Genomic DNA, 21,595 nt, shown 5'->3' with positions numbered 1-21,595 from the left:
CAACCATCCGAAGACAGCCACCAGTCCGGGGTATAAAACAATTGGCACTGGCTTATCAAGCACCCTGTTGAGTTCTCAAAGAACAACCACACACCAACCAGAAGCCCTACCTCGTAGGACCCCGCTTGGGGCAACCTCTCTAACTTACCCGACTCGACTGCCGCCGTCAACCTCGTGTTGAGATGATCAACTTGGCTCGAGTCGATCCACGCTGACGCTCACCGTTTCCGGCGGTCGTTGCTCCCGTGGGTTTCGGCGGACCGGCCGGCGTCGCTCTCGCAACAACCCGCCCGGCTCCCTGCCGGCTTTCGCACTCTACCCGGCCGGCTTCGCATTCGCAACTCCGTGTCTCCGAAGTCTTCCTGCACCGCCCGAATCCTCGGTCTGGCTCGGCGTCACCGCCACCAGCCCGGCGCCCGTTGTCGGCCGGTTTGCCCCGGCCTCCCGCGTGCAGAGAGAAAGTTACGCGGAGCGGCCCGGGAAGGCAAATCAATGATCGTCGCTGGTTCGCATCGGCCGGCGCGGCGAAAAGGACCTCTCGGAGAGGCACGCGCCGGGGCCCGCCGTGCCAGAGTGGTCGACATGGCTGACCTGTCCCGGCTACCGGCCCTCGCCGAGGAGGCCCTACTCGGTCTCCTGCTGCCGTTCTGGCAGCTGGTCATCGGGGCGTTCGTGCTCGCGGTGCTGCTGCTGTCGGTGCGGCGCCTCGTCCGACGCGGCCCGTCCCGGATGACCACCGCGCTGCTGATCACCGCGGCGGCGATAGCCGGCCTCGCCGTGGTGGGTCTCCTCCTGGAGACCTGACCCGCTCAGAGCCGGCGGTTGGCGAGGCTGGGCAGCTCGGCGCGGATGGCGCGCAGCCGGTCCAGGTCCACCTCCGCGACGGCCACACCGGGGCCGTCGGCGACCTGGCTCACCACCGTCCCCCACGGGTCCACCACCATGCTCCGCCCGAAACAGGTGCGGCCGGGCTCGTGGTCGCCGGTCTGGCCGGCGGCCGCCACGAAGCACTGGTTCTCGATCGCCCGGGCCCGGAGCAGCACCTCCCAGTGATCCCGCCCGGTGTGCATCATGAACGCGGCCGGCACGACCAGGAGTTCGGCGCCACCATCGACGGCGAGCTGCCGATAGAGCTCGGGGAACCGCAGGTCGTAGCAGATCGACAGGCCGACCCGGAGGCCCTCCACGTCGACCACCACCGGCTTCTCCCCCGGCGCCACCGCGGCCGATTCCTGGTAGGAGACGCGGCCGGGGATCTCCACGTCGTACAGGTGGATCTTGCGGTAGGCGGCGGCGAGCGCGCCCTCCCGGTCGAAGACCAGCGACGTGTTCCAGGTGTGCACCGGGTCCGGGCCGGCCTCGTGGAACGAACCCGCGATCACCCAGAGGCCGAGCCGGCGGGCGGTCTCGGCGAAGAACCGCCCCACCTCGCCGTCGACCGGTTCGGCCGGCGGCATCCGGTCGGCGTGGCCGAGATAGTCGACGTACTCCGGAAGCAGGGCGAGGTCGGCGCCGGTCGCCGCGGCCCTGACCAGCAGGTCCTCGGCGGCGGCGAGGTTCGCCGCCCGGTCGTCGCGGGCGTTGAGCTGACAGACGGCGACGCGCATGACTTCGAGGGTACGGGTGGAAACCGCTCGATGCACAAAGCTCAGACGCTGGCCAGCACGAGCGCGGCGGCGGCGAGACCGAGCCCGGCCAACTGGACCGGGCGCAGCCGTTCCCGGTCCACCGCGAGCGCGAGCAGGACGGTGCTCGCCGGATAGAGCGACGCGATGGCGGCCACCACGCTGAGGTGGCCCCGGCCGGCCGCGGCGAGGAAGAGCGCGTTCGCCGCGGAGTCGAGCAGGCCGGCCGCGGCGGCCCAGCCCAGCGCTCGCCGACCCAGCCGCAGGCGCACGCCGGCACGGACGGCGAGCGCGAGGCCGAACGCGATGGAGCTGGCGCGTACCGCCAGCACCGGCCACATCCCGGCGCTCTCGTCGGCCTGGCCGAGAAGCGCGAAGAAGATGCCGAAGAGCAGGCCCGCGGCGAGCGCCGTGCCGATGACCCGACCGGAGACGCGGCCGGCGCCACCGCGCTCGCCCAGGCTGACGAGCGCGATCGCCAACACGGCGAGCCCGGCGCCGCCGAGCGCCACCGCGCCCGGGGAGTCGGCCACGACCAGGCCGGCGACGATCGGTACCACCGCGGCGGTGATCGCGGTTATCGCGCCACCACCGCCATGACGCCGGTGGCCAGCGCGCGGTAGAGCAGCATGACACCGGCCGCGCCGGCCACCCCGGCGAGCAGCCCCCATCCCAGGTCGACGCCGCTCGGTGTGCCGGGGACGACAAGCACCAGCACGATCAGCAGCGGCAGGCTGAGCAGTTGGGACACCACGGTCACGGCGATCGGGTCGGCGTGCCGCGACGCCTTGCCGCCGGAGAAATCGGCCGCGCCGAACGCGATCGCGGACACGGCGGCCAGCACAATGGGAAGCACCCAGCAGTCGTACCATAATAGTGACCGTGAGGGACAGTATGATGACCGACGCCGGTGGGCGGGTGGGTGCGGTGACCGCCGCGGTCGCCCGGCAGGTACGTGAGCTGCGGGCCGCCCGCGGCTGGTCCTTCGATGAGCTGGCCGGCCGGTCCGGCGTCAGCAAGGGCATGCTGGTGCAGATCGAGGGCGCCCGCACCAACCCCAGCATCGGCACGCTCTGCCGGGTCGCCGACGCGTTCGGCGTCAACATCGCGCAACTGCTGGAGCCGGCCGAGGAGAGCTCGGTACGGGTGACCACGGCGGACGAGGCGCCGGTGCTGTGGCGCGGCGAGAACGGCGGCGCGGCGCGCCTGCTCAGCGGGATCGGCGAGCCGGACATGGTCGAACTGTGGGACTGGCGGATGCGGCCCGGCGAGGCGTTGCGCTCCCCCGACCACCCACCGGGAACCCGGGAGATCCTGCATGTGCTGGACGGCGCCCTGACCGTCACCGTCGACGGTGTCGACCACGGGGTGCACGCCGGCGAGACGGTGGAGTTCCACGCCGACCGGCAGCACGGCTATCGCACGGCCGGCGATGGGCCGGTACGCCTGATGATGGTGACGGTCACCCCGTCGGGCGAGTGGGACCGACGGACCCGGTCACGCGGACCGCGCCCGAGCTGACCCGGGCGCGGTCGCGACGACGGCTCAGGCCGACTTCTCCTCGCGGTCCCGGCGACGCCGGCCGGTGAACTCGCGGGGCACGATGGTCGGGTTGACGTTCTCCAGGACGGCCTCCCGGGTGATCAGCACCCGGGCGGCGTCGGGGTTGCTCGGCACCTCGTACATCACGGAGAGGAGCACCTCCTCCATGATGGCCCGCAGGCCACGGGCGCCGGTGCCGCGGAGCATGGCCTGGTCGGCGATCGCCTCCAGCGCCGGCGGCTCGAACTCCAGCTCGACGCCGTCGAGCTCGAACAGGCGCTGGTACTGCCGGACCAGCGCGTTGCGCGGCTCGGTGAGGATCTTCACCAGGGCGCCCCGGTCGAGGCTGCGCACGTTGGTGATCACCGGGAGCCGGCCGATGAACTCGGGGATCAGCCCGAACTTCAGCATGTCTTCCGGCATCACCTGGCTGAAGATGTCGTCGGTCGACCGCTCCGACACCGACCGGAGCCGGGCGCCGAAGCCGGTGCCGCCGGAGCCGGTGCGGGCCTCGATGATCTGGTCGAGGCCGGCGAACGCCCCACCGCAGATGAACAGCACGTTTGTGGTGTCGATCTGGATGAACTCCTGGTGCGGGTGCTTCCGGCCGCCCTGCGGCGGCACGTTGGCGACCGTGCCCTCAAGCATCTTCAGCAGCGCCTGCTGCACGCCCTCGCCGGAGACGTCCCGCGTGATCGACGGGTTCTCCGACTTACGGGCGATCTTGTCGACCTCGTCGATGTAGATGATGCCGGTCTCGGCGCGCTTGATGTCGTAGTCGGCGGCCTGGATCAGCTTGAGGAGGATGTTCTCCACGTCCTCGCCGACGTAGCCCGCCTCGGTGAGCGCGGTGGCGTCGGCGATCGCGAACGGGACGTTGAGCATCCGGGCCAGGGTCTGCGCCAGGTGGGTCTTGCCGCAGCCGGTCGGGCCGAGCAGCATGATGTTGGACTTGGCCAGCTCGACGCCGTCGCTGCCGGAGCCGGGCGCGCCGGCGGCCTCGGCCTGGATCCGCTTGTAGTGGTTGTAGACCGCGACGGCGAGCGCCTTCTTGGCCTGCTCCTGACCCACGACGTAGTTGTCGAGGAACTGGCAGATCTCCATCGGCTTGGGAAGCTCTTCCCACTTCACCTCGCCGGACTCGGCCAGCTCCTCCTCGATGATCTCGTTGCAGAGATCGATGCACTCGTCGCAGATGTAGACCCCGGGGCCCGCGATGAGTTTCTTGACCTGCTTCTGCGACTTGCCACAGAAGGAGCACTTCAGTAGGTCGCCGCCGTCACCGATCCGTGCCACCTACGTTCTCCCTGCACTCATCGGCCGGAGCGCCGGCCCTGACCTGCGGGCGCCGCGGCGCCCGTCCGTCCCTGTCGTCCCACTGTGCTGTCGGCCCCACCCGATCCGACCCGGAGCGGTACAGACCCGACGTTACCCGGTAGCCGGGTTTTCTCCGACCCCCAAAACGGGTGTGTCAGAGGTCGGCCGGGGTCCACCCCCGACCGACCTCCGACCCCGCACGTGCTCAGCCCGCGGCGTGAGTCGCCAGCAGACCCTTCTTGCGGCTGGTCAGGATGGTGTCGACCAGCCCGTAGTCCTTGGACTCCTCGGCCGTCATGATCTTGTCACGGTCGATGTCCTTGCGGACCTGCTCGATCGGCCGGTTGCAGTGGCGGGACAGCATGTCCTCCAGCTGCGTCCGCATCCGCAGGATCTCCCGCGCCTGGATCTCGATGTCCGAACCCTGACCGTAGCCACCCTCGGTGGCCGGCTGGTGGATGATGATCCGGGAGTTCGGCAGCGCCATCCGCTTGCCCGGGGTGCCCGCGGAGAGCAACACCGCCGCCGCGCTGGCCGCCTGCCCGAGGCAGACGGTCTGGATGTCCGGCCGGACGTACTGCATGGTGTCGTAGATCGCCGTCATGGCGGTGAAGGAACCGCCCGGCGAGTTGATGTACATGATGATGTCGCGGTCCGGGTCGGTGCCCTCCAGCGTCAGCAGCTGGGCCATCACGTCGTTGGCCGACGCGTCGTCCACCTGGACGCCGAGGAAGATGATCCGGTCCTCGAAGAGCTTGTTGTAGGGATTCGACTCCTTCATCCCGTACGACGTGCGCTCGACGAACGACGGCAGGACGTAACGGTTGTGCACGGCCGCGAACTGGGGCGGCAGGCTCAGGTCGGTCATCGTCAGCTCCTCGGTCAGCTCAGGGTCCCGGCGCCATCCGGAACCTGCGTGGCCCCGATGATCACCTTGTCGATGAAGCCGTATTCCATGGCCTCCTGGGCGGTGAACCAGCGGTCGCGGTCCGAGTCCGCCTCGATCTGGTCCTGACTCTGGCCGGTGTGGTGCGCGACCCGCTCCTGGAACATCCGCTTGGTGTAGAGCATCTGCTCGGCCTGGATCGCGATGTCCGACGCGGTGCCGCCGAGGCCGCCCGACGGCTGGTGCATCATGATCCGCGCGTGCGGCAGGGCGTAGCGCTTGCCCTTGGTGCCCGCGCAGAGCAGCAGCTGGCCCATGGAGGCGGCCATGCCCATCGCCACGGTGGACACGTCGTTGTCGATGTACTGCATGGTGTCGTAGATCGCCATGCCGGAGTAGACCGAGCCACCCGGCGAGTTGATCCAGAGGAAGATGTCGCGGTCCGGGTCCTCCGCGGCGAGCAGCAGCAGCTGCGCGCAGATGCGGTTGGCCACCTGGTCGTTCACCTCGCTGCCCAGGAAGATGATCCGTTCCTTGAGCAACCGGTTGTAGACCGAGTCGTCGAGGTTGCCAATGGAGTCGCCACCGCGGGCCTCGATCGCCCGGAGCGACTTCTTGGGGATGTGCATGTCGGTCATGGCAGCCCTTCGCTCTCCGTACCGTCCTGTCCGACACTAACCGCTCCGCCTCCGGGCGCACTCCCGGTCGGGGCACTGTTCGCTCTCAGCGCAGTCACCCGTTCGGCGTACCCCGGAAAGGGTTTCGGCCGCCGCCCGGCGCGCAGCGCGGGACGGCGGCCGTCGCCTGACGATCAGTGCTGGTGGTCGTGCTCGGCCTCGTTCTGGGCCCGCAGCGCGTCGAGGGAAACCTCGTTGCCCGCCGAGTCCTTGATCTTGATCTTCTCCATCACCGCGGCGAGCGCCTTGCCCCGGCGGACGTCGCCGAAGACGGCCGCGGCGGCGCCGGAGCGGGCCAGCTGGTCGTAGTACTGCTGCGGGGCCATGCCGGCGCGCTGCGCCCGGTGCACGATCTCGTGCCCGAACTCGTCGTCGGAGACCTGCACGTCCTCGGCGTCGGCCAGGGTGTCCAGCAGGAGCTGGATCTTGACGCCGTCGGTCGCCGCCTCGGTCAGCTCGGCGTCGATCTGCTCCTCGGTCTTCTCCTCCGCGGCGAGGTACTCCTCCATGGAGGCGCCGATGCGCTCGAGCTGGTCGACCATCGCGGCCTTGCGGCTCTCGACCTCCTCCTTGACGACACCCTCCGGCGCCGGCACCTCGGCGGCGGCCACCATCTGCTCGAGGGCCTTGTCACGGGCGGCGTAGATCTGCTCGACCTGCTTGCCGCGGGTGACCCGCTCGCGCAGGTCGCCGCGCAGCTCCTCGATCGTGTCGAACTCGCTGGCCATCTGCGCGAAGTCGTCGTCGAGCTCCGGGAGCTCCTTCTCCTTGACCGTGCGGACGGTCACCGCCACGTCGGCGTCGCGGCCGGCGTAGTCGCCGCCCACGAGCTGGGTGGTGAAGGTGGTGCTGTCGCCGGCGGCCAGGCCGACCAGCGCCTCGTCCAGACCCGGCAGGAGCTGCTTGCTGCCGACCTCGTGCGAGATGTTGCTCGCCGAACCGCCCGGGACCTCCTCGCCGTCGACCGTGGCGTTCAGGTCGATCTGGACGAAGTCGCCCTCCTGGGCGGCCCGCTCGACGGTCTTCAGCGTGGCGAACCGCTCACGGAGGCTGCCGATCTGCTCGTCGATCTCGCTGTCGGCGATCTCGAGCTCGTCGACGGTCACCTCGATGGTGGCCGGGTCCGGCAGGGTGATCTCCGGCCGGACGTCGACCTCGGCGGTGAAGTTGAGCGAGTCACCGTCGTTGAACTCGGTGATGTCGACCTCGGGACGACCGAGCGTCTTGAGGTCGTGCTCGCGGACCGCCGCGAGGATGTTCTGCGGGATGGCCTCCTGGATCGCCTCGTTGAGGACGGTCCCCCGGCCCACCCGCTGGTCGATCACCGCGCTGGGAACCTTGCCCCGGCGGAAGCCGGGAACCTGGACCTGCTGGCCGATCTCCCGGTACGCCTTCCTGAGGCTCGGCTCGAGCTCGACGAACGGCACCTCGATGGCGAGCCGCACGCGCGTCGGGCTCAGAGTCTCGACGGTGCTCTTCACAGGCGTACTCCTTGACGGATCTGGGTGTTGAGTCTGGGGCGTGATTGCGCGCATCGAGTGTAGGCGAGTCGGCCTGCGGCATCGGCAGGGCCCGGGGGTACCGCGCGGAGAAACCGGCGGTTCCCGGGACGATCCGGTCGCGAACGACAGTCGGGGTGGCGGGATTTGAACCCACGGCCCCTCGCTCCCAAAGCGAGTGCGCTACCAAGCTGCGCCACACCCCGTGGCGACGAAGAGTGTATGCCGTCCGGGCACCGGAGCGGGTGACCGGGGCGCTCCGGGCCGCGTTCGCGCCGCGCCCGGACGCCGTGCCGCGTCGCCACCTCGGGCGAGGTGCGGGTCCCGGGCCGGGCCGGACACCACCTCGGCGAGGGGACGGGGTCCCGGGCCGCGGGAAGGCGCAACCTCGCCGAGGTGGCGTGGATCCTGGGTGGCCCGCAGGGACGCGCGGGATACGGGCTGCGCGCCCGGCTCCGGGATTCGGTAGGCTGTCGGGCGCGCCCCGCGACAGCGAGGCGCTCGCGGGCGTAGCTCAATGGTAGAGCTTCAGTCTTCCAAACTGACTACGCGGGTTCGATTCCCGTCGCCCGCTCCACAGCCCTCCGGCCCAGGTCAGAGGCGGTAACCCCCGATCCTGGGCCGGCCGGCCACTCCCCCGCTTCGATCTTGCGGGCCATCCGTTGGCCACTAGCTGCCCGTGCCGGTCTTCCGCCGAGCCTGCCGGGCAATCCGCCGGTCCATGGCCGAGGCGATCTCGCGGTCCCGCTCGCTGGTCGCGTGCTGGTAGACCAACGCGGTCCGCATGCTCGCGTGGCCCGTTCGTTTCATAGCTGTCCGGGTCGACCGGCGTCCCGTCGGAGTGGACGCGGCCGTAGCGGCGCCGCGACCGGGGTTCGTCGACCCCGGTCGTGGCGCGCGCACCGACTCCTACTTCGCAGTCGCGCCCATCGCGTCGACAACCTGCCGGCTCACCGCGGTGTACCCGATAGCGGCGCCCGCCGGCACCCCCTTGATGTGGTTCGCGACGAGGACCACCTCACGCTCGCCGATCACCTCCCCGGTCTTCGGGTCGAAGATCAGCTCGACTCGGGTCTTACCGCGGTCGGACATGGCGACCGCCACCCCGTGGCGCCCTTCGAGGTTGACCGAGTCGCTGACCAGACGCACCCCCGGGATCAGCGCGGCCGCACTGAACAGGGCGGCCCGCAGGTCGGCCGGTACGACACCCGAGCGCAGGATGTCCCGGACGAAGACGAACGCCTCCTCGTCGCGGCCGTTCCCATGACCCTTCGAGTCGCGGTAGATGCGCTCCAGCAGCTGCTTCGGGTCACGTGGCAGGCCGGCCATGAACTGCGCGGTCGGCCCCTGCCAGTTGCCAGCCGCGAGACGCCTGGCGATCTCCTCCGGAGTCGGGTGGTAGACGATCACGCCCGTGGCGTCCCGGAACTTGTCCGCCGAAAGTTTGCTGCCTTCGGGATCGAAGATGCCGGCCGGGGCCTTGACAACGTCCGTGGCGGCGAGTGGCGGCTTGAGCAGCGGGCACTGCTTCGCCTTGGCCTCGTCTGAGGGCCGGAAGAACTGCCGCTCCACCTCCCAGCCCAGCCGCAGCATCCACTCGTCTTCCCACGCCTTCGGGACCCAGGTCTCGTAGACGTTCTTCTGCAGGTAGAAGAGCCCGCAATCGCTGATGTCGCTGCCCGCCATCTCGACGGCGCGGAGGTAGTAGAACTGTCCGGGCCGCAGGGGTGGATCGCTGGCCCGGATCGCCGCGGCGGCAGCTCGGTTGAGTTCGGCCGCGGCGGCCGCATGGCCCACGACCGGGCGACCGTCGGCCGTCGTCACGGCGTCCACCACGACCGTGCCGGCCACGACCGCCGCGACCGCAGCCGCCACCAGCCCGAACCGGACGGCGGGGCGACGGCGGCGGAAGGCATCCAGCAGCCGGAGCCGCGGCCCGGTCCGGACCGGCCGAACGGACGTCCGGTCGGGGAGCGCCGCGACGACGGTGTTCCGAATGCGGTGGAGCGTCGCGGCATCGGGTTCGGGGACCTCCTCGCGGAACTGGCTCACCAACGTGATGTCATCCATGGCGGAATTTCTCCTTCGTGCGTGCTTGGTCGTCGGTGACCCGAACCCCGTCAACGCCGCTGAGCAGGGGTCGCAGCCGTTTGCGGGCCCGGTGCAGGCGCGAGCGCACGGTGCCCGCCGGGATGTCCAGGGCCCGGCCGACCTCCTCAAGGTCGAGATCGGCCCAGGCGTGCAGCAGCAGGACGTCGCGTTCTGCGGCCGGAAGTCCGGCGAGCACGGCGGCCAGCCGCTGGGACAACGCGCTGGCGTCGAGCCGGTCCAGGATCCGGTCGCTCGGGCAGGGATCTGCCAACGCGTCGGTGCCGGTGCGGGCAAGGGAGCGGAAGAGCCGCTCTTCGTCCCGGTGGTGCCGCCGCAGTAGGTTCGTCGCGATGCCGTAGAGCCAGGCGCGCGCGTTAGGTCGGCTCACGTCGTACCGGGCGCGTTGCTCGAACGCGACGAGAAAGGTCTGCGCGACGAGGTCTTCGGCGACGAGGCCACCGGCCCGCCGGGCGAGGTACCGGTGCAGCGCGGCGGCGTGCCGGTCGAACAGGGCCGCGAACGCCTCGGGCAAGTTGCCCGAGCGCGCGATCAGCTCCGCGTCGGTGTGCATCGGCTCCGGTGGACGGCCGGGTGGTGTTTCACTCCTAATCAGTGTCACACCTGTTATTGCCCGAAGCCCTCGACGGCGTTCGCCCCGGCCCGGTCACTCCTCCGGCTCGCGCGGCAGCGGCGCTCCGGCGGGCTCCGGGGCGACCGGGATGGTCTCCCGGCGCAGGGCGCTCAACCCGGCCCGCCGGGCGACGACAGTGAGCCGGTCCCCGCGTGGACCACCATCCGCCGGTCAGCCGACCGGTCGGTCTTCGCGCGCCCGCACGCCGCTGCCCGCATCGGCGGGGTGGCCCGTCGGGGCGCCGGCGGTCGATCATTAGCCGTGCTGTTGACATGCGCCGTCACGACGGCGGCCTTCCTCGTCTGGTCGAGCGTCGCCCGGCTACGGCGGCTCACCGCGCTGGTGACGGTGGCGCTGGTCCTGATCGCCGCCACCGGCCTGGCCCTCACCGCCGTCCAGCCCCGGGCCGCGGTGGAGGCGCGGGTGCTGGTGCTCCTCGGCGCCGCCGGGACGTTGCTCGTCGCGCGGGCGGCGCAGCGGCGCCGCCTCGGCGACCACGACCGGGAACCGGGCTACCGGCAGTGGACGTACCGGATCGGCGTCGGCCTGGCCCTGGCCGCCGGGTGTGGCTGTTTTCCGCTGGCTGCCTGGGATGCCGGCGACGACGGGTTCGTGCCGTCGGTGCACGACCTGGTACCGCCGCCGGACGGGCTCGCCGTCCGGGGCGGCGGCGACACGGAGTGCGCGCCGAGCCGGTGCGCCGTCTCCTACCGACTGGTCGGTGGGGCGTCCGAGCCGGCCGACCGGGTAGCCGGCCGGATGTGGGAGCACCTCGCGAGGCGAGGCTGGCCGCCCGTGGAGCACGGCTGGAGCTGCCGCCCGGTCGGCTGGCTCCTCGACACCCGCCAGACCTGCATCACGATCAGCACGGACGACGGGACAGCCCGAATCACCCTGGAGGGCGGTCGCCCGTACCCACGGTGAGCGGTGGGCCGCCCATGAGGCGTGGTGGGAGCCGCGTGCCGACGACACCGACCGGACGGTCAGGACAGTCGCCGGCGGATCGACTCCCGGTCCTCCGGGGGCAGGGCGTCGGCCACCAGCACCCGGGGCAGCAGGTCCGGCTCCGAGGTCACGGCGCGGAACAGGAACGCCACCGTCACGTCGTGCGCGGGCCGGTGCACGACCTCCACGGGGTCCCCGGCGCGGACCTCGCCCGGCTCGACCACCCGCAGGTACGCGCCGGGCACGGCAGCCGCCGTGAACCGCTTGATCCAGCCCCGCTCGTCCAGCCAGCCCTGGAACGTGCCGCACGGGATTCGGGCGCAGGACACCTCCAGGACGAGGTCCGGCCCGATCCGCCACCGCTCACCGATCAACGCGCCGTTCACGTCCAGGCCGGCGGTGGTCAGGTTCTCGCCGAAGCTGCCGTTGCCCAGCGACCGGCCCAGCTCGGCCTGCCAGCGGTCCAGGTCCTCCCGGGCGTACGCGTAGACGGCCTGGTCGGTGCCGCCGTGGTGGGCCACGTCGTAGACCCGGTCGCCGGCCAGGCCGACGTCGCCGGCGCCCTTCGGGCCGGGCGCGGTGACCGCGACCGGGCCGTCCACGGGCCGCTTGTCGATGCCGGTCGCCTCGATCCCCTTCCAGGGGTTGGCTCGGGGCCGGCCCACGTTCACGGAGAGCACCTTCATGGCGGCGACGGTAGGGGCGACACCGGTGATCGGCCAGCGAATTCCCGTCCGGGGCACGGCCCGGCGGCGGGGCGGCGCGGGCTGCGTACGATGCGGGCCGGACATGCCCGCGTCGGCCGGAGGTAGCGACGGATGTCAGGCCAGCAGGACGGTTTCGCCCTCGGCGTGGACCTCGGCACCTCGAACACGGTGGCGGTGCTGCGCCGGCCGGACGGGACCACCTGGCCGGTGCTCGTGGACGGGCACCCGATCCTGCCGTCCGGGGTGTACGCCGACGCCGACGGTCACCTGCACGTCGGGCGGGACGCCCAGCGCCTGGCCCAGGCCGACCCGGCCGGCTACGAGCCGAACCCGAAGCGGCGGATCGACGAGGAGACCGTCGAGCTGCGCGGTCGGGCGTACCGGCCGGCGGAGCTGCTGGCCGCGACGCTGCGGGCGGTCGCGGACGCGGCGGTGGCCGCGGTCGGCCACCTGCCCCCGGCGGTGGTGACCCACCCGGCCGCCTGGACGCCGCCCCGGCGGCAGGTGCTGCACGACGCGTTGGAACTCGCCGGCTGGCCGGCGGCGGCCGAGCACACGCTCGCCGGGCCGATCGCGCCCGGCACCCGCCTGCTGCGCGAGCCGGTGGCCGCGGCCCGCTACTACACCCAGGTGTTGCGCCGGCCGGTGCCGGTCGGCGGCGCGGTGGCGGTGTTCGACTTCGGCGGCGGCACGCTCGACGTGGCGGTGCTGCGCAACGAGGGCGCCGACCCGTGGGGCGACTCCGGGTTCCAGCTCGTCGCCACCGGCGGGCTCGCCGACCTGGGCGGGCTCGACCTGGACGCGGCTCTGCTCGGGCGGCTCGGTGAGCTGGTGCGGCCGGCCCACGGACGGCAGTGGGCCCGGCTGACCGAGCCGGCGACCACCGCCGACCGGCGGGACCGGCAGCAGCTCTGGGACAACGTGCGCGGCGCCAAGGAGATGCTCTCCCGGGCCATGGTCGCGCCGGTGGCCGTGCCGGGGGTGGAGGCGGCCGTCCCGTTGACCCGGGCGGACTTCGAGCGTCTCGCCGGGCCGCTGCTCGCCCGCGCGGTCGCCGAGACCCGGAACGTGACCGCCGCCGCCGGGCTTCGCCCGGAGCAGCTCTCCGGGCTGTTCCTGGTCGGCGGGTCGACCCGGGTGCCGTTGGTGGCCCGGCTGCTCCACGCCGAGCTGGGCGTCGCGCCGACCGTGCTGGAGCAGCCGGAGCTGCCGGTCGCCGAGGGCGCGCTGACCGACCTGCCGCTGCCCCGGCGGGCCGGCCGGCCCACCGTGCCGGCGGCGGCGACCGGCCCGTCCGGGGCGGACCGGACGGCGACGGTCGGACCGCACGGCATCGCCGTCGAGCCGGCGACCACGGCCCCGGTCGGCCCGCACCGCACGCCGGCCGCCGACGCGACGTCGGCGGCGGCGGGCGGTCCGCACGGCACGCTTGTCGCCGACCCGGCCGGCGCCACCCCGCCCGGGTACGCCCCGACGTCGGCGCCACCCGGCGGGCCGGGCCACGGCGCGGCCGGCGTACCCCAGGGGTGGCCGGGTGCTGCCGGCGTACCCGGACCCTGGTCGTCCGCCCCGGCGGACGGCACGGCGCGCGACGGCGGCCGACGGGGTCGCCGGCTCGCGGTCGGCGCCGGCCTGGCGGTCGTCGTCGTGGCCGCCGCGACGCTGCTGTGGGTGTTCCGGGACCGGCACCCCGCGCTCGACTTCCACACGCCGGAGCTGGTCGAGACCGTGGCCGTGGGCGACGAACGACCCGGCGCGATGTTCACCGCGACGCTCGCCGACCGCGCCTACCTGGCCTGGTCGCGGCCGGACGACCGGCTCACCGTGCGGGCGGTGGACGCCGCCACCGGCCGGAAGCTCTGGGAGGGACAGACCGGGGTGAGCGCCGAACGGTGGGCCGGGATCCGGGCGCTGCCCGACGGCGTCGCCGTGCTCGCCGACGCCTCCGGATCGAGCACGCCCCGACCGCTGATGGTGCTCGACGGCGACTCCGGCAGGCAGCGGTGGGCCACCGGCATCGCCGGCGACGACGAGGTCTTCCTCGGCGCCGGCACGCTGGTCCGACTGGACCGCGCCGGCAACCGGCTGGTCGGGTTGCGACTGGACGACGGCCGGGAGCGGTGGACGCGGGACAACCCCCGCAGCGGGTACGGCGACGCCCGAACGGTCGTGGTGCCGGTCGGCACCGGGGAGGCGCTGGACGGCGCCGCGTACCCGGACGGCTCGCCGCTCGCGCCGTGGGCGGGCGAGGCCGACCGGCTGGCGCAGGTGGGCGCGGACCGCTCGGTGCGGGTGCTGGCCATGGACACCGGGAAGATCCTGCGCAGCCGGGACAACGTGGCCGACCTCGACGACCCGGTGGCCGCCCGCGACGACCGGCTGTACGTGGCGGAGAGCGACCGTGGCCTGCGGCTGCTCTCCTACGACCTGGGCAGCGTCGGCACGCCCGACGTGCTCTACGAGGCCACCACCCCGGACAGCCGGGCGAAGGCGCTGGTCACCTGCGGGAGGCACCGCGCCTGCCTGCTGGAGGTGCCCGGCGCGGACGCCGACGGCACGCGGGTGGTGGTCGCGACCGAGGACGAGGGCAGCCGGCACTGGGCGGCCCCGCGGGCAGCCCGGCTGGTCCCGCTCGGCGAGCACCTGCTGGCCGCACGGACCCTGCCCCGGGACTCGGTGACGCTGTTCGCGCCAGACGGCCGACCGGTGCTGCGCGAGCGTGACGGGGTGGCGGTCCGGCTGGACGCCGGCAACCTGCTGCTGTTCGACAAGGAGCCGAGCGGCTACGAGGACAACCGGGTCCTGGCCGGGCTCGCGGCCGACGGGAAGCCGGTCGAGATGGGGCAGGTGAAGCAGATCCGCAGCGGGTCCTGCTCCTGGAACACGGCGATGCTGGTGTGCGGCGCGGAGAAGGAGTTCCGGCTGTACCGGTTCGCCGGCTGAGCGCCGAGCACCAACTGCCTCTCCGGCAACTACGCCGGCACCGGGGAGCTGTCCGAGCCGGAGAGCCGCAACGTGATCGACCTGGCCAAGGCGCATCCCAACATCAGGTTCGCGATGAACATGCACTTTTACGGCGGCTACTTCAGGTGGCCGCCCGGGGCGTACCGGGCCGACGGGCGGGTCACCCTGCCCCGGTCGGCCGGGCGGTGCGGAGTGCGGTCCCGGTTTCCGTCCCCCGGGCCGCGGGTAGGGCGGGCACATGGCGACGAACACGAAGGCGTACCTGATGGGCGGCCCCAAGGACGGCACCAGCCAGGACGCGGGTGACCAGGCCCTGTTGGAGATCGAGATCGACGGGATGATCCACCGCTACCTCAAGACCACCCAGCAGCACGGCGACGACGGCGTGGCCTACAACTACGACGGCATGGTGGCCCCGGGTGGGGGCGAGCCGGGCGTCGAGGACCCCGCCGCGCGCGTCGCCTCGCCGAAGGCCGACGCCGAGGAGGGGTGACCGCTCGTCCCGACGGGCGACGGATGAACCGGGCGGGGCGGGGTAATTCGAGCGCCGTCCTGGAGGAGTGACGACCGGCGTCGCGGCGAACCGCGACCGGACGTGCGGGCGGGCGGCATCACGCCGACCCGCCCGCCGCCGACGCCGTCGCCGGCCGAGCACGGTTGGCCAGGTGGCCGGCATCGACTAGCGTGCGCTCCCGTGACATCGATTCGTATCGCCCCGATCGTGCTGGCCTGCGCCCTGGCGACGCTCACCGCCTGCGGCGGCGGGGACCCCGCCACCGAGGCCGGCGGCACGGCCACGTCCGCCTCGGCCCCCGCCGCCACGACCCCCGCCGCCACGACCCCGGCTGCCACCGCGTCCTCGCCGGGCGCGGCGAACACCGCCGGCGACAAGCAGCTCTGCGAGTCCGTCAAGAAGTCGGGCGACGAGATGAAGGCGCGACTCGTCTCCGCCGTGCAGGCCGGCCGCGACCCGAAAGCCGAGGTCACCAAGATCCTGGCCGAGATGGGCCGGACCGCCACCACGCTGGCCTCGACCGGGGGCGACGGCGCCGCGGTCGCCGCCCTGAAGACGTTCGGCGCGGAGAACACCAAGGCGGCGAAGGCCGCCGACCCGAGCACCGCCGCCGACAGCCCCGCCATGGAGAAGGCCGGCGCGGACCTCAACGCCGCCTGCAAGGCAGCCGGCGTCACGACCACCTTCTGACCCGACCCGCGCGGTGCGGACGAACCGGCGCGGGCGGGGCGGCGCCAGGCCGACCCACCCGCGCCGGGTGGCTCAGTTGCCGGTGACCCAGTTCCAGGCGGAGACCACCCACTCGGTCTGCTGGAGGTAGGCCACCCCCACCCCGGCCAGGAAGAGCGTGGTGATCATGTGCGCGCCGCGGGCGCTCCGGCGCACCCGGCCGAGCTGCCGTTCCAGGATCAGCCGGCCGAGCAGCCGGGCCAACGCGAAGACGCCGACGGCGGTGAGCAGGCTGAGCACGAACGTGAGCAGCGGGGCGATCAGATTGCCCCGGCCGGAGATCGCCCAGATGCCCCAGCAGACGAACGCGAACAGGGCGCCGGCCGCGCTCCACTCCCCGCCCCGGCGGGCCTGGGCCAGGTGCCAGCTCATCGACCGGCGCGGCGCCGGCTCACCGGCCCAGTCGCCGTGCTCCACGGTCGGGAACGGCTCGGTGCGGGGCGTACGGCGCTGACCGACCGCCGCCACCCCGCGCCGGAACGCGTCCCGCTGCTCCGGCACCGGCTGGGGCGGCACCTCCACGGTGCGCTCCGCCCACGGCTGTGTCTGGTCCGCCATCTTCCGTCCTCCCCCTCGACCGACGTCGGCCTCCGTTCCGAGGGTAGCCACCCGGCAAATAGGGTGCCGACCCCACCGTGATCGGGTACACACGGGCGATGACCGACGCGGTGGTGCCCCGGGCCGAGGACTTCGACGAGATCGCCGCGCTGCTGGCGCTGGCCTTCCACGACACTCCCGACCCGGAGGTGCGGGAGGTCGAACGTCCGATCTTCGAACCGGAACGGTCGCTGCTGGTCCGCGACGGCGGGACGGCCGTGGCGCACGCCGCCGCGTTCGGCCGCGACCTGGCCGTACCCGGTTCGGACGTGCCGGCCGCGCACGTGACCATGGTGGCGGTCGCACCCACGCATCGCCGCCGCGGCCTGCTCACCGGGCTGATGCGTCGGCAGCTACGGGAGATCCGCGACGCCCGCCGGGAGCCGGTCGCGGTGCTCTGGGCCAGCGAGGGCCGCATCTACCCCCGGTTCGGCTACGGCTCCGCGGCCCAGCGGCTGGTGCTGGCCGCCGACACCACCGGGCTGCGGCTGCCCGCCCCCACGCCCGCCGAGGGCACGCTGCGCCTGGACCGGCCGGCCGCGCACGCCGGCGAGCTGGCCCGGCTGTACGAGCGGGCGCGCGCCGACCGCCCCGGCTGGTCCCGCCGGGACGAGCGCTGGTGGGCGTACGTGCTGGCGGACGTGGCGGGCCGGCGGGGCGGCGCCACCGAGCGGCGGGTGCTGCTGCACGACGGGCCGGACGGGCCCGACGGGTACGCGCTCTACCGGACGAAGGAGGAGTGGACCGGCCACGGCCCCCGGGGTGAGGTGCAGGTCGGGGAGGTGGTGGCGCACACGCCGGAGGCGTACCTGGCGCTGTGGCGGCTGCTGCTCTCGGTCGACCTGACCCGGCGGTTGTCCTTCCCGATCGCCGCCGTGGACGAGCCGCTGCTCCGGCTCGTCGACGAGCCCCGCCAGCTCGCCCCGCGGCTCGCCGACGGGCTCTGGTTGCGGGTGGTGGACGTCCCGGCCGCGCTCACCGCCCGCCGCTACGCCGCCGACGTCAACGTGGTGGTGGAGGTCGTCGACGCGCTGCTGCCGGAGAACAGCGGCCGGTGGCGGCTGGTCGGCGGGCCGGCCGGGGCGGAGTGCGCCGCCACCACCGCGCCGGCCGGGCTGTCCTGCGACGTCCGCGCGCTCGGCGAGCTCTACCTGGGCGGCACCACCCCGGCCGCGCTGGCCGCCACCGGGCGCGTCCGCGAGCTGATCCCGGGCACACTGGCCGCCACCACCGCGGCCTTCACCTGGCACCGGTCCCCCACCCCGATGGAGGTCTTCTGACCGGCCGACGGTGCGGGCGGGTGGACGGGCGGGTCCGGGCGGTACGGTCGGGGGGTGGGTGAGGCGGAGCGACGGCGACGGCGGCTGCGGCATCACGGCGAGGCGAGTGAGCCGGCCGACGCCGTGGAGACGAGCGCCAGCACGGCCGTGGTGCACGACGACGTCGCGCCCCGGCCCCCGCACGGGCCCCGACGCGCCGAGCCGGAGCCACCGCACGGGCCCCGACGCGCCGAGCCGGAGCCGCCGGACGACGTTCCCCGGCCGCCGCGCGGCATCCGGCGCGGCGCCCCCTCCGCCGACGAGGGCGAACGAGGACTGCGCGGCCTCGTCGGTTCTGGGTCGTCGCAGGTGAGCGTGACCGCCGCGATGCGGGCCCGGGACGCGGCCCGCCCCACCGAGGACGACCTCGCCCAGGCCGAGGAGCGGGTGGTGCTGGTCCGCCGCAACTGGGTGCCCCGCGAGGACCTGCCCCGCAGCGGCCGCTGACCGGCCGCGCCGACGCCGGACGCGGCCGGGCGGGGCAGGCCGCCCCTCCGCACCCGGCGCCGGGGACGCACCGGACCCGTCAGGCGGGCAGTTCCGGCAGCCGGCCGCTCTGCTCGTAGTCGGCCACCTGGGCGATCCGCCGGCTGTGCCGGGGGTTGCCGGAGAAGGCCGTGGTCAGGAACGCCTCGACCAGGGCGGTGGCCTCGTCCAGCGTGTGCTGCCGGGCGCCGATCGCGACGACATTGGCGTCGTTGTGCTCCCGGGAGAGCTGGGCGGTGTCGACGTTCCAGGCGAGCGCCGCCCGGACGCCGGCCACCTTGTTCGCGGCGATCTGCTCGCCGTTGCCCGAGCCGCCGATCACCACGCCGAGGCTGCCCGGGTCGCCGACCACCCGGTCGCCGGCGTGCAGGCAGAACGCCGGGTAGTCGTCGTCCGGGTCGAAGGCGTGCGGACCCACGTCCACCACCTCGTAGCCCTGCTTGGCCAGGTGGTTGGCCAGGTGCACCTTCAGCTCGAAACCGGCGTGGTCGGATCCCAGGTAGACGCGCATACCGCGCAGTCTGACAGGCCCGCCTCCGCAATCGCCGCCCGGGCGGCGGCCCGGAGGCGGTACGTCACACGCCGGTCAGCGGGGCAACTCCGCCACCACCAGGCCGGCCCGCGCCTTCGGGGTGAACCAGGTGCTCTTGCGCGGCATCTTCTCCCGGGCCAGGTTGACCGCGACGAAGTCGTCCACGGTCACCGGCGCCACCAGCACGGCCAGCTCGGCCCGGCCGGCGTCGACCTCACCGGTCAGCCAGCTCGCCGGATAGTCGCCCCCCACGTACGTGATCCGCTTGTCGCCCGGGTCGAGACCCAGCGCGTCGCGCAGCAGCAGCCGCTCGACCAGCGCGTGGTCCAGGTTCTCCAACCGGCCGGCGCCGACGTGCGGCAGCGTCACCGCGTATCCCCGGCCGGCGAGGTGCAGGTGCACGGTGCCGCCGGTGGCCGGGACGCCGACCGGGCCGGCGGCCTCGGTGACCTCGGCGCCGGCGGCGCGGAGCCGGTCGAGCAGCTCGTCCGGCGTGGTGGTCAGCTCGCTGACCAGCCGGTTGTAGGGCTGGATGGCGACCGAGGCCGGCGTGGTGATCACCGAGAGGAAGCGCGGGAAGCCGCCGGTCTGCGCGGCCAGGCTGCGGTGGTTGCCGTCCGCGACCACCAGGTCCCCACCGCCGGCCAGCCCGGTCAGCTCGTCCTGCGCCGGACCCGGGCCGACCAGCCAGATCGCGTGCGTCCGGCCGGACTGGTCGACGTCGGTCGCGGCGGGCGCGCCGGCCGACTCGGTCGCCGCCGCGAGCGCCGCGTGCAGCTCGTCGCCGCGCCCGGTCTGGAGCAGGAGTACGGGCGAGAGCAGGTGACCGAGCGCCTCGGCCAGCGCGACGCGCTCGCGCACCTTCGCGATGAACACGTCCTCGTTGCGGATCACCAGGCCGGGCTCGTCGGCGCGGGTGGAGATCTGGTCGGTGTCGACCATGGCCCACAGCCCGTACGCGTTCTCCTCGCCCGGCGCGCTGATCCGGTAGAGGACCACCACCTGCTCGGCGGGGGTGTAGCTGCCGTCCGCCTTGGCCTCGGTGAGGCGAGCCACCGCGTCCGGGAGGGCGTCGACAAACGACTTCCCGACGCTGTCCGGCGCCCGGTGGGGCATCTCGATGCCCAGGGCACTGTGCGGGTTCGCCTCGACGATGGCGGTGATCTCCGCGTCGTCGGCGAACTCGTCGTAGTTCTGCGCGCCGGTGCCGCCGGTGGTGATCCAGGCCCGGGCGATCGGATGCACGATCGTCATGCCCGCTGACGCTACCCGCGCCCCCTCCGCCCCCGTCGCCGGACTCGCTCCCTTCCACCAGGTGAAAGGAGGGGCCCCTGGTTAACGCCTCAGGAAGAGGCGGGGCCCCCTTTTGACAACCCGCGCTCAGGCGACCGGGTCGCGGTGGCGGCCGGGACCGGCCGGGCGACGGGACGGCGCGGACGGGCGGGAGCCGGCGTTGAGGCGTACCGTCGTCACCCCCACGGCGGCCTGGTGGCCGGCGGCGCCGGACCGGGTCGGGGCGCGATCGGGGCGGCCCGACCCGGGCGGAGTGATCCGCGAGGTGGCCACCACCCGGGCCACACCGACCACGATCGGCGGGGCCAGCAGGTGGGCCAGCTCGGCCGGACCGGCGGGCCAGTCGCCCTCGGCCACCGACCAGTACGTCGCACCGGGATCCTCGGTCGCCGGCTGCGTCGCGTCGTCTGACAGGCGGCGGTGCTTACCCATTGAGAACGCCTCCAGGAGCTGCCGTGGCGCGGCCACGGTCGGGCCGCCGGCTGGAACACCCGGTGAAACGAGCCCCGCACCGGCCCGGTGACGGGCGGCGCGGAGCGGCGCGGGTTGTCAAGAGGGGCCCCTCCTGCACCAGAGGCGTTGACAGGGGGCCCCTCCTTACCCCTCAGTCGAAGATGGGGCCCTGGGTACGGGTCCGCTTGAGCTCGTAGAAGCCGGGCGTGGCGGAGACCAGCAGCACGCCGTCCCACAGCCGGCCGGCCGCCTCACCCTTCGGCGCCGGGGTGATCACCGGCCCGAAGAACGCGACGGTGCCGCCGTCCGGCCCGGGAGCGTGGACCACAGGCGTGCCCACCTCGGTGCCGACCGGGCGCATGCCGGCCTCGTGGCTGGCCCGCAGCGCGTCGTCGTACTGGGTGGACTCGGCGGCGTCGGCGAGCGCCGGGTCCAGCCCGACGTCGGTGAGCGCGCCGACGAGCATGTCCCGGCCCAACTCCTCCTTGCCCAGGTGGATCCGGGTGCCCATCGCGGTGTAGAGCTTCGCCAGCGCCTCGGCGCCGTGCGCCTGCTCGACGGCGATGCACACCCGCACCGGGCCCCAGCCCTTGCGCATCATGTCCTGATATTCCTCCGGCAGCTCCCGCCCCTCGTTGAGCACGGACAGGCTCATCACGTGGAACCGGATGTCCACGTCCCGGACCTGCTCGACCTCCAGCAGCCAGCGGGAGGTGATCCACGCCCACGGGCACAGCGGGTCGAACCACATGTCCGCGGTGACACGTTCGGTCACGGTGTCGTCCCTT

The 21,595-nt window shown here is 73.3% G+C and carries 23 protein-coding genes, 2 tRNA genes and 1 pseudogene; 10 read left to right on the top strand and 16 right to left on the bottom strand.

All coding sequences use genetic code 11. The annotated features are described in order from the left end of the window. The first annotated feature begins 582 nt into the window (after positions 1–582). Positions 583–804: a hypothetical protein gene (locus ACGFI2_RS22610; RefSeq protein WP_393520338.1), complete on the top strand. Its 222-nt coding sequence runs from the start codon at positions 583–585 to the stop codon at positions 802–804. 5 nt (positions 805–809) lie between these two features. Here the strand turns inward: ACGFI2_RS22610 and ACGFI2_RS22605 are convergent, their stop codons facing one another. The 3 genes from ACGFI2_RS22605 to ACGFI2_RS22595 are packed head-to-tail and all read right to left on the bottom strand — an operon-like array spanning position 810 to position 2,481. Beyond that, the gene (locus ACGFI2_RS22605) at positions 810–1,607 is read right to left on the bottom strand and encodes a carbon-nitrogen hydrolase family protein (RefSeq protein ID WP_393520336.1); all 798 of its coding nucleotides are present in this window, start codon (positions 1,605–1,607) and stop codon (positions 810–812) included. Positions 1,608–1,648: 41 nt separating this feature from the next. Beyond that, the gene (locus ACGFI2_RS22600; protein ID WP_393520334.1) at positions 1,649–2,185 is read right to left on the bottom strand and encodes an EamA family transporter; all 537 of its coding nucleotides are present in this window, start codon (positions 2,183–2,185) and stop codon (positions 1,649–1,651) included. 17 nt (positions 2,186–2,202) lie between these two features. Then, the gene (locus tag ACGFI2_RS22595; RefSeq protein ID WP_393520332.1) at positions 2,203–2,481 is read right to left on the bottom strand and encodes a hypothetical protein; all 279 of its coding nucleotides are present in this window, start codon (positions 2,479–2,481) and stop codon (positions 2,203–2,205) included. 26 nt (positions 2,482–2,507) lie between these two features. Between ACGFI2_RS22595 and ACGFI2_RS22590 the strand changes: the two genes are divergently transcribed. Next, the gene (locus ACGFI2_RS22590) at positions 2,508–3,146 is read left to right on the top strand and encodes a helix-turn-helix domain-containing protein (protein ID WP_393520330.1); all 639 of its coding nucleotides are present in this window, start codon (positions 2,508–2,510) and stop codon (positions 3,144–3,146) included. A 24-nt stretch (positions 3,147–3,170) separates the two neighbouring features. On the opposite strand, the gene clpX is transcribed toward ACGFI2_RS22590, so the two are convergent. The 5 genes from clpX to ACGFI2_RS22565 form a co-directional block, all read right to left on the bottom strand. Beyond that, positions 3,171–4,463, bottom strand: a complete 1,293-nt coding sequence (gene clpX / locus ACGFI2_RS22585; protein ID WP_393520328.1) for an ATP-dependent Clp protease ATP-binding subunit ClpX — start codon at positions 4,461–4,463, stop codon at positions 3,171–3,173. Positions 4,464–4,689: 226 nt separating this feature from the next. Continuing rightward, the gene (locus ACGFI2_RS22580) at positions 4,690–5,352 is read right to left on the bottom strand and encodes an ATP-dependent Clp protease proteolytic subunit (RefSeq protein ID WP_393520326.1); all 663 of its coding nucleotides are present in this window, start codon (positions 5,350–5,352) and stop codon (positions 4,690–4,692) included. A gap of 14 nt (positions 5,353–5,366) precedes the next feature. Further along, complete coding sequence (locus ACGFI2_RS22575; RefSeq protein ID WP_393520324.1) at positions 5,367–6,008, bottom strand: ATP-dependent Clp protease proteolytic subunit; 642 nt, start codon at positions 6,006–6,008, stop codon at positions 5,367–5,369. Positions 6,009–6,181: 173 nt separating this feature from the next. Beyond that, positions 6,182–7,528, bottom strand: a complete 1,347-nt coding sequence (gene tig / locus ACGFI2_RS22570) for a trigger factor (protein WP_393520322.1) — start codon at positions 7,526–7,528, stop codon at positions 6,182–6,184. Between the two features lie 150 nt (positions 7,529–7,678). Next, positions 7,679–7,752 (bottom strand) — tRNA-Pro (locus ACGFI2_RS22565). 297 nt (positions 7,753–8,049) lie between these two features. Between ACGFI2_RS22565 and ACGFI2_RS22560 the strand changes: the two genes are divergently transcribed. Continuing rightward, a tRNA-Gly gene (locus tag ACGFI2_RS22560) sits at positions 8,050–8,123 on the top strand. Between the two features lie 332 nt (positions 8,124–8,455). Here the strand turns inward: ACGFI2_RS22560 and ACGFI2_RS22555 are convergent. Beyond that, positions 8,456–9,616 (bottom strand): CU044_5270 family protein, encoded by a 1,161-nt coding sequence (locus tag ACGFI2_RS22555; protein WP_393520320.1) that lies wholly within the window; start codon positions 9,614–9,616, stop codon positions 8,456–8,458. After that, a complete protein-coding gene (locus ACGFI2_RS22550) occupies positions 9,609–10,208 on the bottom strand; it encodes an RNA polymerase sigma factor (protein ID WP_393520318.1) in 600 nt (199 codons plus the stop codon). The genes ACGFI2_RS22555 and ACGFI2_RS22550 overlap by 8 nt, the downstream gene beginning before the upstream one ends. Positions 10,209–10,529: 321 nt before the next feature. Between ACGFI2_RS22550 and ACGFI2_RS22545 the strand changes: the two genes are divergently transcribed. Then, a complete protein-coding gene (locus ACGFI2_RS22545; RefSeq protein ID WP_393520316.1) occupies positions 10,530–11,192 on the top strand; it encodes a hypothetical protein in 663 nt (220 codons plus the stop codon). A gap of 59 nt (positions 11,193–11,251) precedes the next feature. On the opposite strand, the gene ACGFI2_RS22540 is transcribed toward ACGFI2_RS22545, so the two are convergent. After that, positions 11,252–11,899, bottom strand: coding sequence for an MOSC domain-containing protein (locus ACGFI2_RS22540; RefSeq protein ID WP_393520314.1), 648 nt, complete (start codon positions 11,897–11,899; stop codon positions 11,252–11,254). A 132-nt stretch (positions 11,900–12,031) separates the two neighbouring features. Here ACGFI2_RS22540 and ACGFI2_RS22535 point away from each other — a divergent pair, with 132 nt between their 5' ends. From ACGFI2_RS22535 to ACGFI2_RS22520, 4 genes and pseudogenes are all read left to right on the top strand, one after another. Next, on the top strand, positions 12,032–14,863 hold the full coding sequence (locus tag ACGFI2_RS22535) for an Hsp70 family protein (RefSeq protein WP_393520312.1): 2,832 nt from the start codon (positions 12,032–12,034) through the stop codon (positions 14,861–14,863). A 6-nt stretch (positions 14,864–14,869) separates the two neighbouring features. Next, positions 14,870–15,058: pseudogene (locus ACGFI2_RS22530) on the top strand (hypothetical protein); the annotation flags it as partial. 64 nt (positions 15,059–15,122) lie between these two features. Further along, positions 15,123–15,377, top strand: coding sequence for a hypothetical protein (locus tag ACGFI2_RS22525; RefSeq protein ID WP_393520310.1), 255 nt, complete (start codon positions 15,123–15,125; stop codon positions 15,375–15,377). Between the two features lie 201 nt (positions 15,378–15,578). Beyond that, positions 15,579–16,088 carry a hypothetical protein gene (locus ACGFI2_RS22520; RefSeq protein ID WP_393520308.1) on the top strand — a complete coding sequence of 170 codons (510 nt, stop codon included), beginning with the start codon at positions 15,579–15,581 and terminating at the stop codon, positions 16,086–16,088. Between the two features lie 72 nt (positions 16,089–16,160). Here ACGFI2_RS22520 and ACGFI2_RS22515 read toward each other — a convergent pair whose 3' ends face one another. Beyond that, positions 16,161–16,685 (bottom strand): hypothetical protein, encoded by a 525-nt coding sequence (locus tag ACGFI2_RS22515; protein WP_393520306.1) that lies wholly within the window; start codon positions 16,683–16,685, stop codon positions 16,161–16,163. Between the two features lie 98 nt (positions 16,686–16,783). Between ACGFI2_RS22515 and ACGFI2_RS22510 the strand changes: the two genes are divergently transcribed. After that, positions 16,784–18,004, top strand: coding sequence for a GNAT family N-acetyltransferase (locus tag ACGFI2_RS22510; RefSeq protein ID WP_393520304.1), 1,221 nt, complete (start codon positions 16,784–16,786; stop codon positions 18,002–18,004). A 54-nt stretch (positions 18,005–18,058) separates the two neighbouring features. Next, complete coding sequence (locus ACGFI2_RS22505) at positions 18,059–18,490, top strand: hypothetical protein (protein WP_393520302.1); 432 nt, start codon at positions 18,059–18,061, stop codon at positions 18,488–18,490. 79 nt (positions 18,491–18,569) lie between these two features. On the opposite strand, the gene ACGFI2_RS22500 is transcribed toward ACGFI2_RS22505, so the two are convergent. The 4 genes from ACGFI2_RS22500 to ACGFI2_RS22485 form a co-directional block, all read right to left on the bottom strand. Further along, the gene (locus ACGFI2_RS22500) at positions 18,570–19,040 is read right to left on the bottom strand and encodes a ribose-5-phosphate isomerase (protein ID WP_393520300.1); all 471 of its coding nucleotides are present in this window, start codon (positions 19,038–19,040) and stop codon (positions 18,570–18,572) included. Between the two features lie 75 nt (positions 19,041–19,115). Next, positions 19,116–20,315 (bottom strand): DUF1015 family protein, encoded by a 1,200-nt coding sequence (locus ACGFI2_RS22495; protein WP_393520299.1) that lies wholly within the window; start codon positions 20,313–20,315, stop codon positions 19,116–19,118. 126 nt (positions 20,316–20,441) lie between these two features. After that, the gene (locus ACGFI2_RS22490; RefSeq protein WP_393520297.1) at positions 20,442–20,786 is read right to left on the bottom strand and encodes a hypothetical protein; all 345 of its coding nucleotides are present in this window, start codon (positions 20,784–20,786) and stop codon (positions 20,442–20,444) included. A 172-nt stretch (positions 20,787–20,958) separates the two neighbouring features. After that, positions 20,959–21,582: a disulfide bond formation protein DsbA gene (locus ACGFI2_RS22485; protein WP_393520295.1), complete on the bottom strand. Its 624-nt coding sequence runs from the start codon at positions 21,580–21,582 to the stop codon at positions 20,959–20,961. Positions 21,583–21,595: the final 13 nt, after the last annotated feature.

This window comes from Micromonospora sp. NPDC049282 (assembly GCF_043197045.1).
Taxonomy (GTDB): Bacteria; Actinomycetota; Actinomycetes; order Mycobacteriales; family Micromonosporaceae; genus Micromonospora.
Note: the sequence above shows the minus strand (reverse complement) of the source record. Positions and strands in the feature narration are given on the sequence as shown.

Bases quoted from the DNA above. Each gene is read 5' to 3' on its own strand.
- ACGFI2_RS22610 (WP_393520338.1), top strand. From the start codon at position 583: ATGGCTGACCTGTCCCGGCTACCGGCCCTCGCCGAGGAGGCCCTACTC.
- ACGFI2_RS22605 (WP_393520336.1), bottom strand. From the start codon at position 1,607: ATGCGCGTCGCCGTCTGTCAGCTCAACGCCCGCGACGACCGGGCGGCG.
- ACGFI2_RS22580 (WP_393520326.1), bottom strand. From the start codon at position 5,352: ATGACCGACCTGAGCCTGCCGCCCCAGTTCGCGGCCGTGCACAACCGT.
- ACGFI2_RS22575 (WP_393520324.1), bottom strand. From the start codon at position 6,008: ATGACCGACATGCACATCCCCAAGAAGTCGCTCCGGGCGATCGAGGCC.
- ACGFI2_RS22555 (WP_393520320.1), bottom strand. From the start codon at position 9,616: ATGGATGACATCACGTTGGTGAGCCAGTTCCGCGAGGAGGTCCCCGAA.
- ACGFI2_RS22550 (WP_393520318.1), bottom strand. From the start codon at position 10,208: ATGCACACCGACGCGGAGCTGATCGCGCGCTCGGGCAACTTGCCCGAG.
- ACGFI2_RS22540 (WP_393520314.1), bottom strand. From the start codon at position 11,899: ATGAAGGTGCTCTCCGTGAACGTGGGCCGGCCCCGAGCCAACCCCTGG.
- ACGFI2_RS22535 (WP_393520312.1), top strand. From the start codon at position 12,032: ATGTCAGGCCAGCAGGACGGTTTCGCCCTCGGCGTGGACCTCGGCACC.
- ACGFI2_RS22525 (WP_393520310.1), top strand. From the start codon at position 15,123: ATGGCGACGAACACGAAGGCGTACCTGATGGGCGGCCCCAAGGACGGC.
- ACGFI2_RS22515 (WP_393520306.1), bottom strand. From the start codon at position 16,685: ATGGCGGACCAGACACAGCCGTGGGCGGAGCGCACCGTGGAGGTGCCG.
- ACGFI2_RS22510 (WP_393520304.1), top strand. From the start codon at position 16,784: ATGACCGACGCGGTGGTGCCCCGGGCCGAGGACTTCGACGAGATCGCC.
- ACGFI2_RS22500 (WP_393520300.1), bottom strand. From the start codon at position 19,040: ATGCGCGTCTACCTGGGATCCGACCACGCCGGTTTCGAGCTGAAGGTG.
- ACGFI2_RS22495 (WP_393520299.1), bottom strand. From the start codon at position 20,315: ATGACGATCGTGCATCCGATCGCCCGGGCCTGGATCACCACCGGCGGC.
- ACGFI2_RS22490 (WP_393520297.1), bottom strand. From the start codon at position 20,786: ATGGGTAAGCACCGCCGCCTGTCAGACGACGCGACGCAGCCGGCGACC.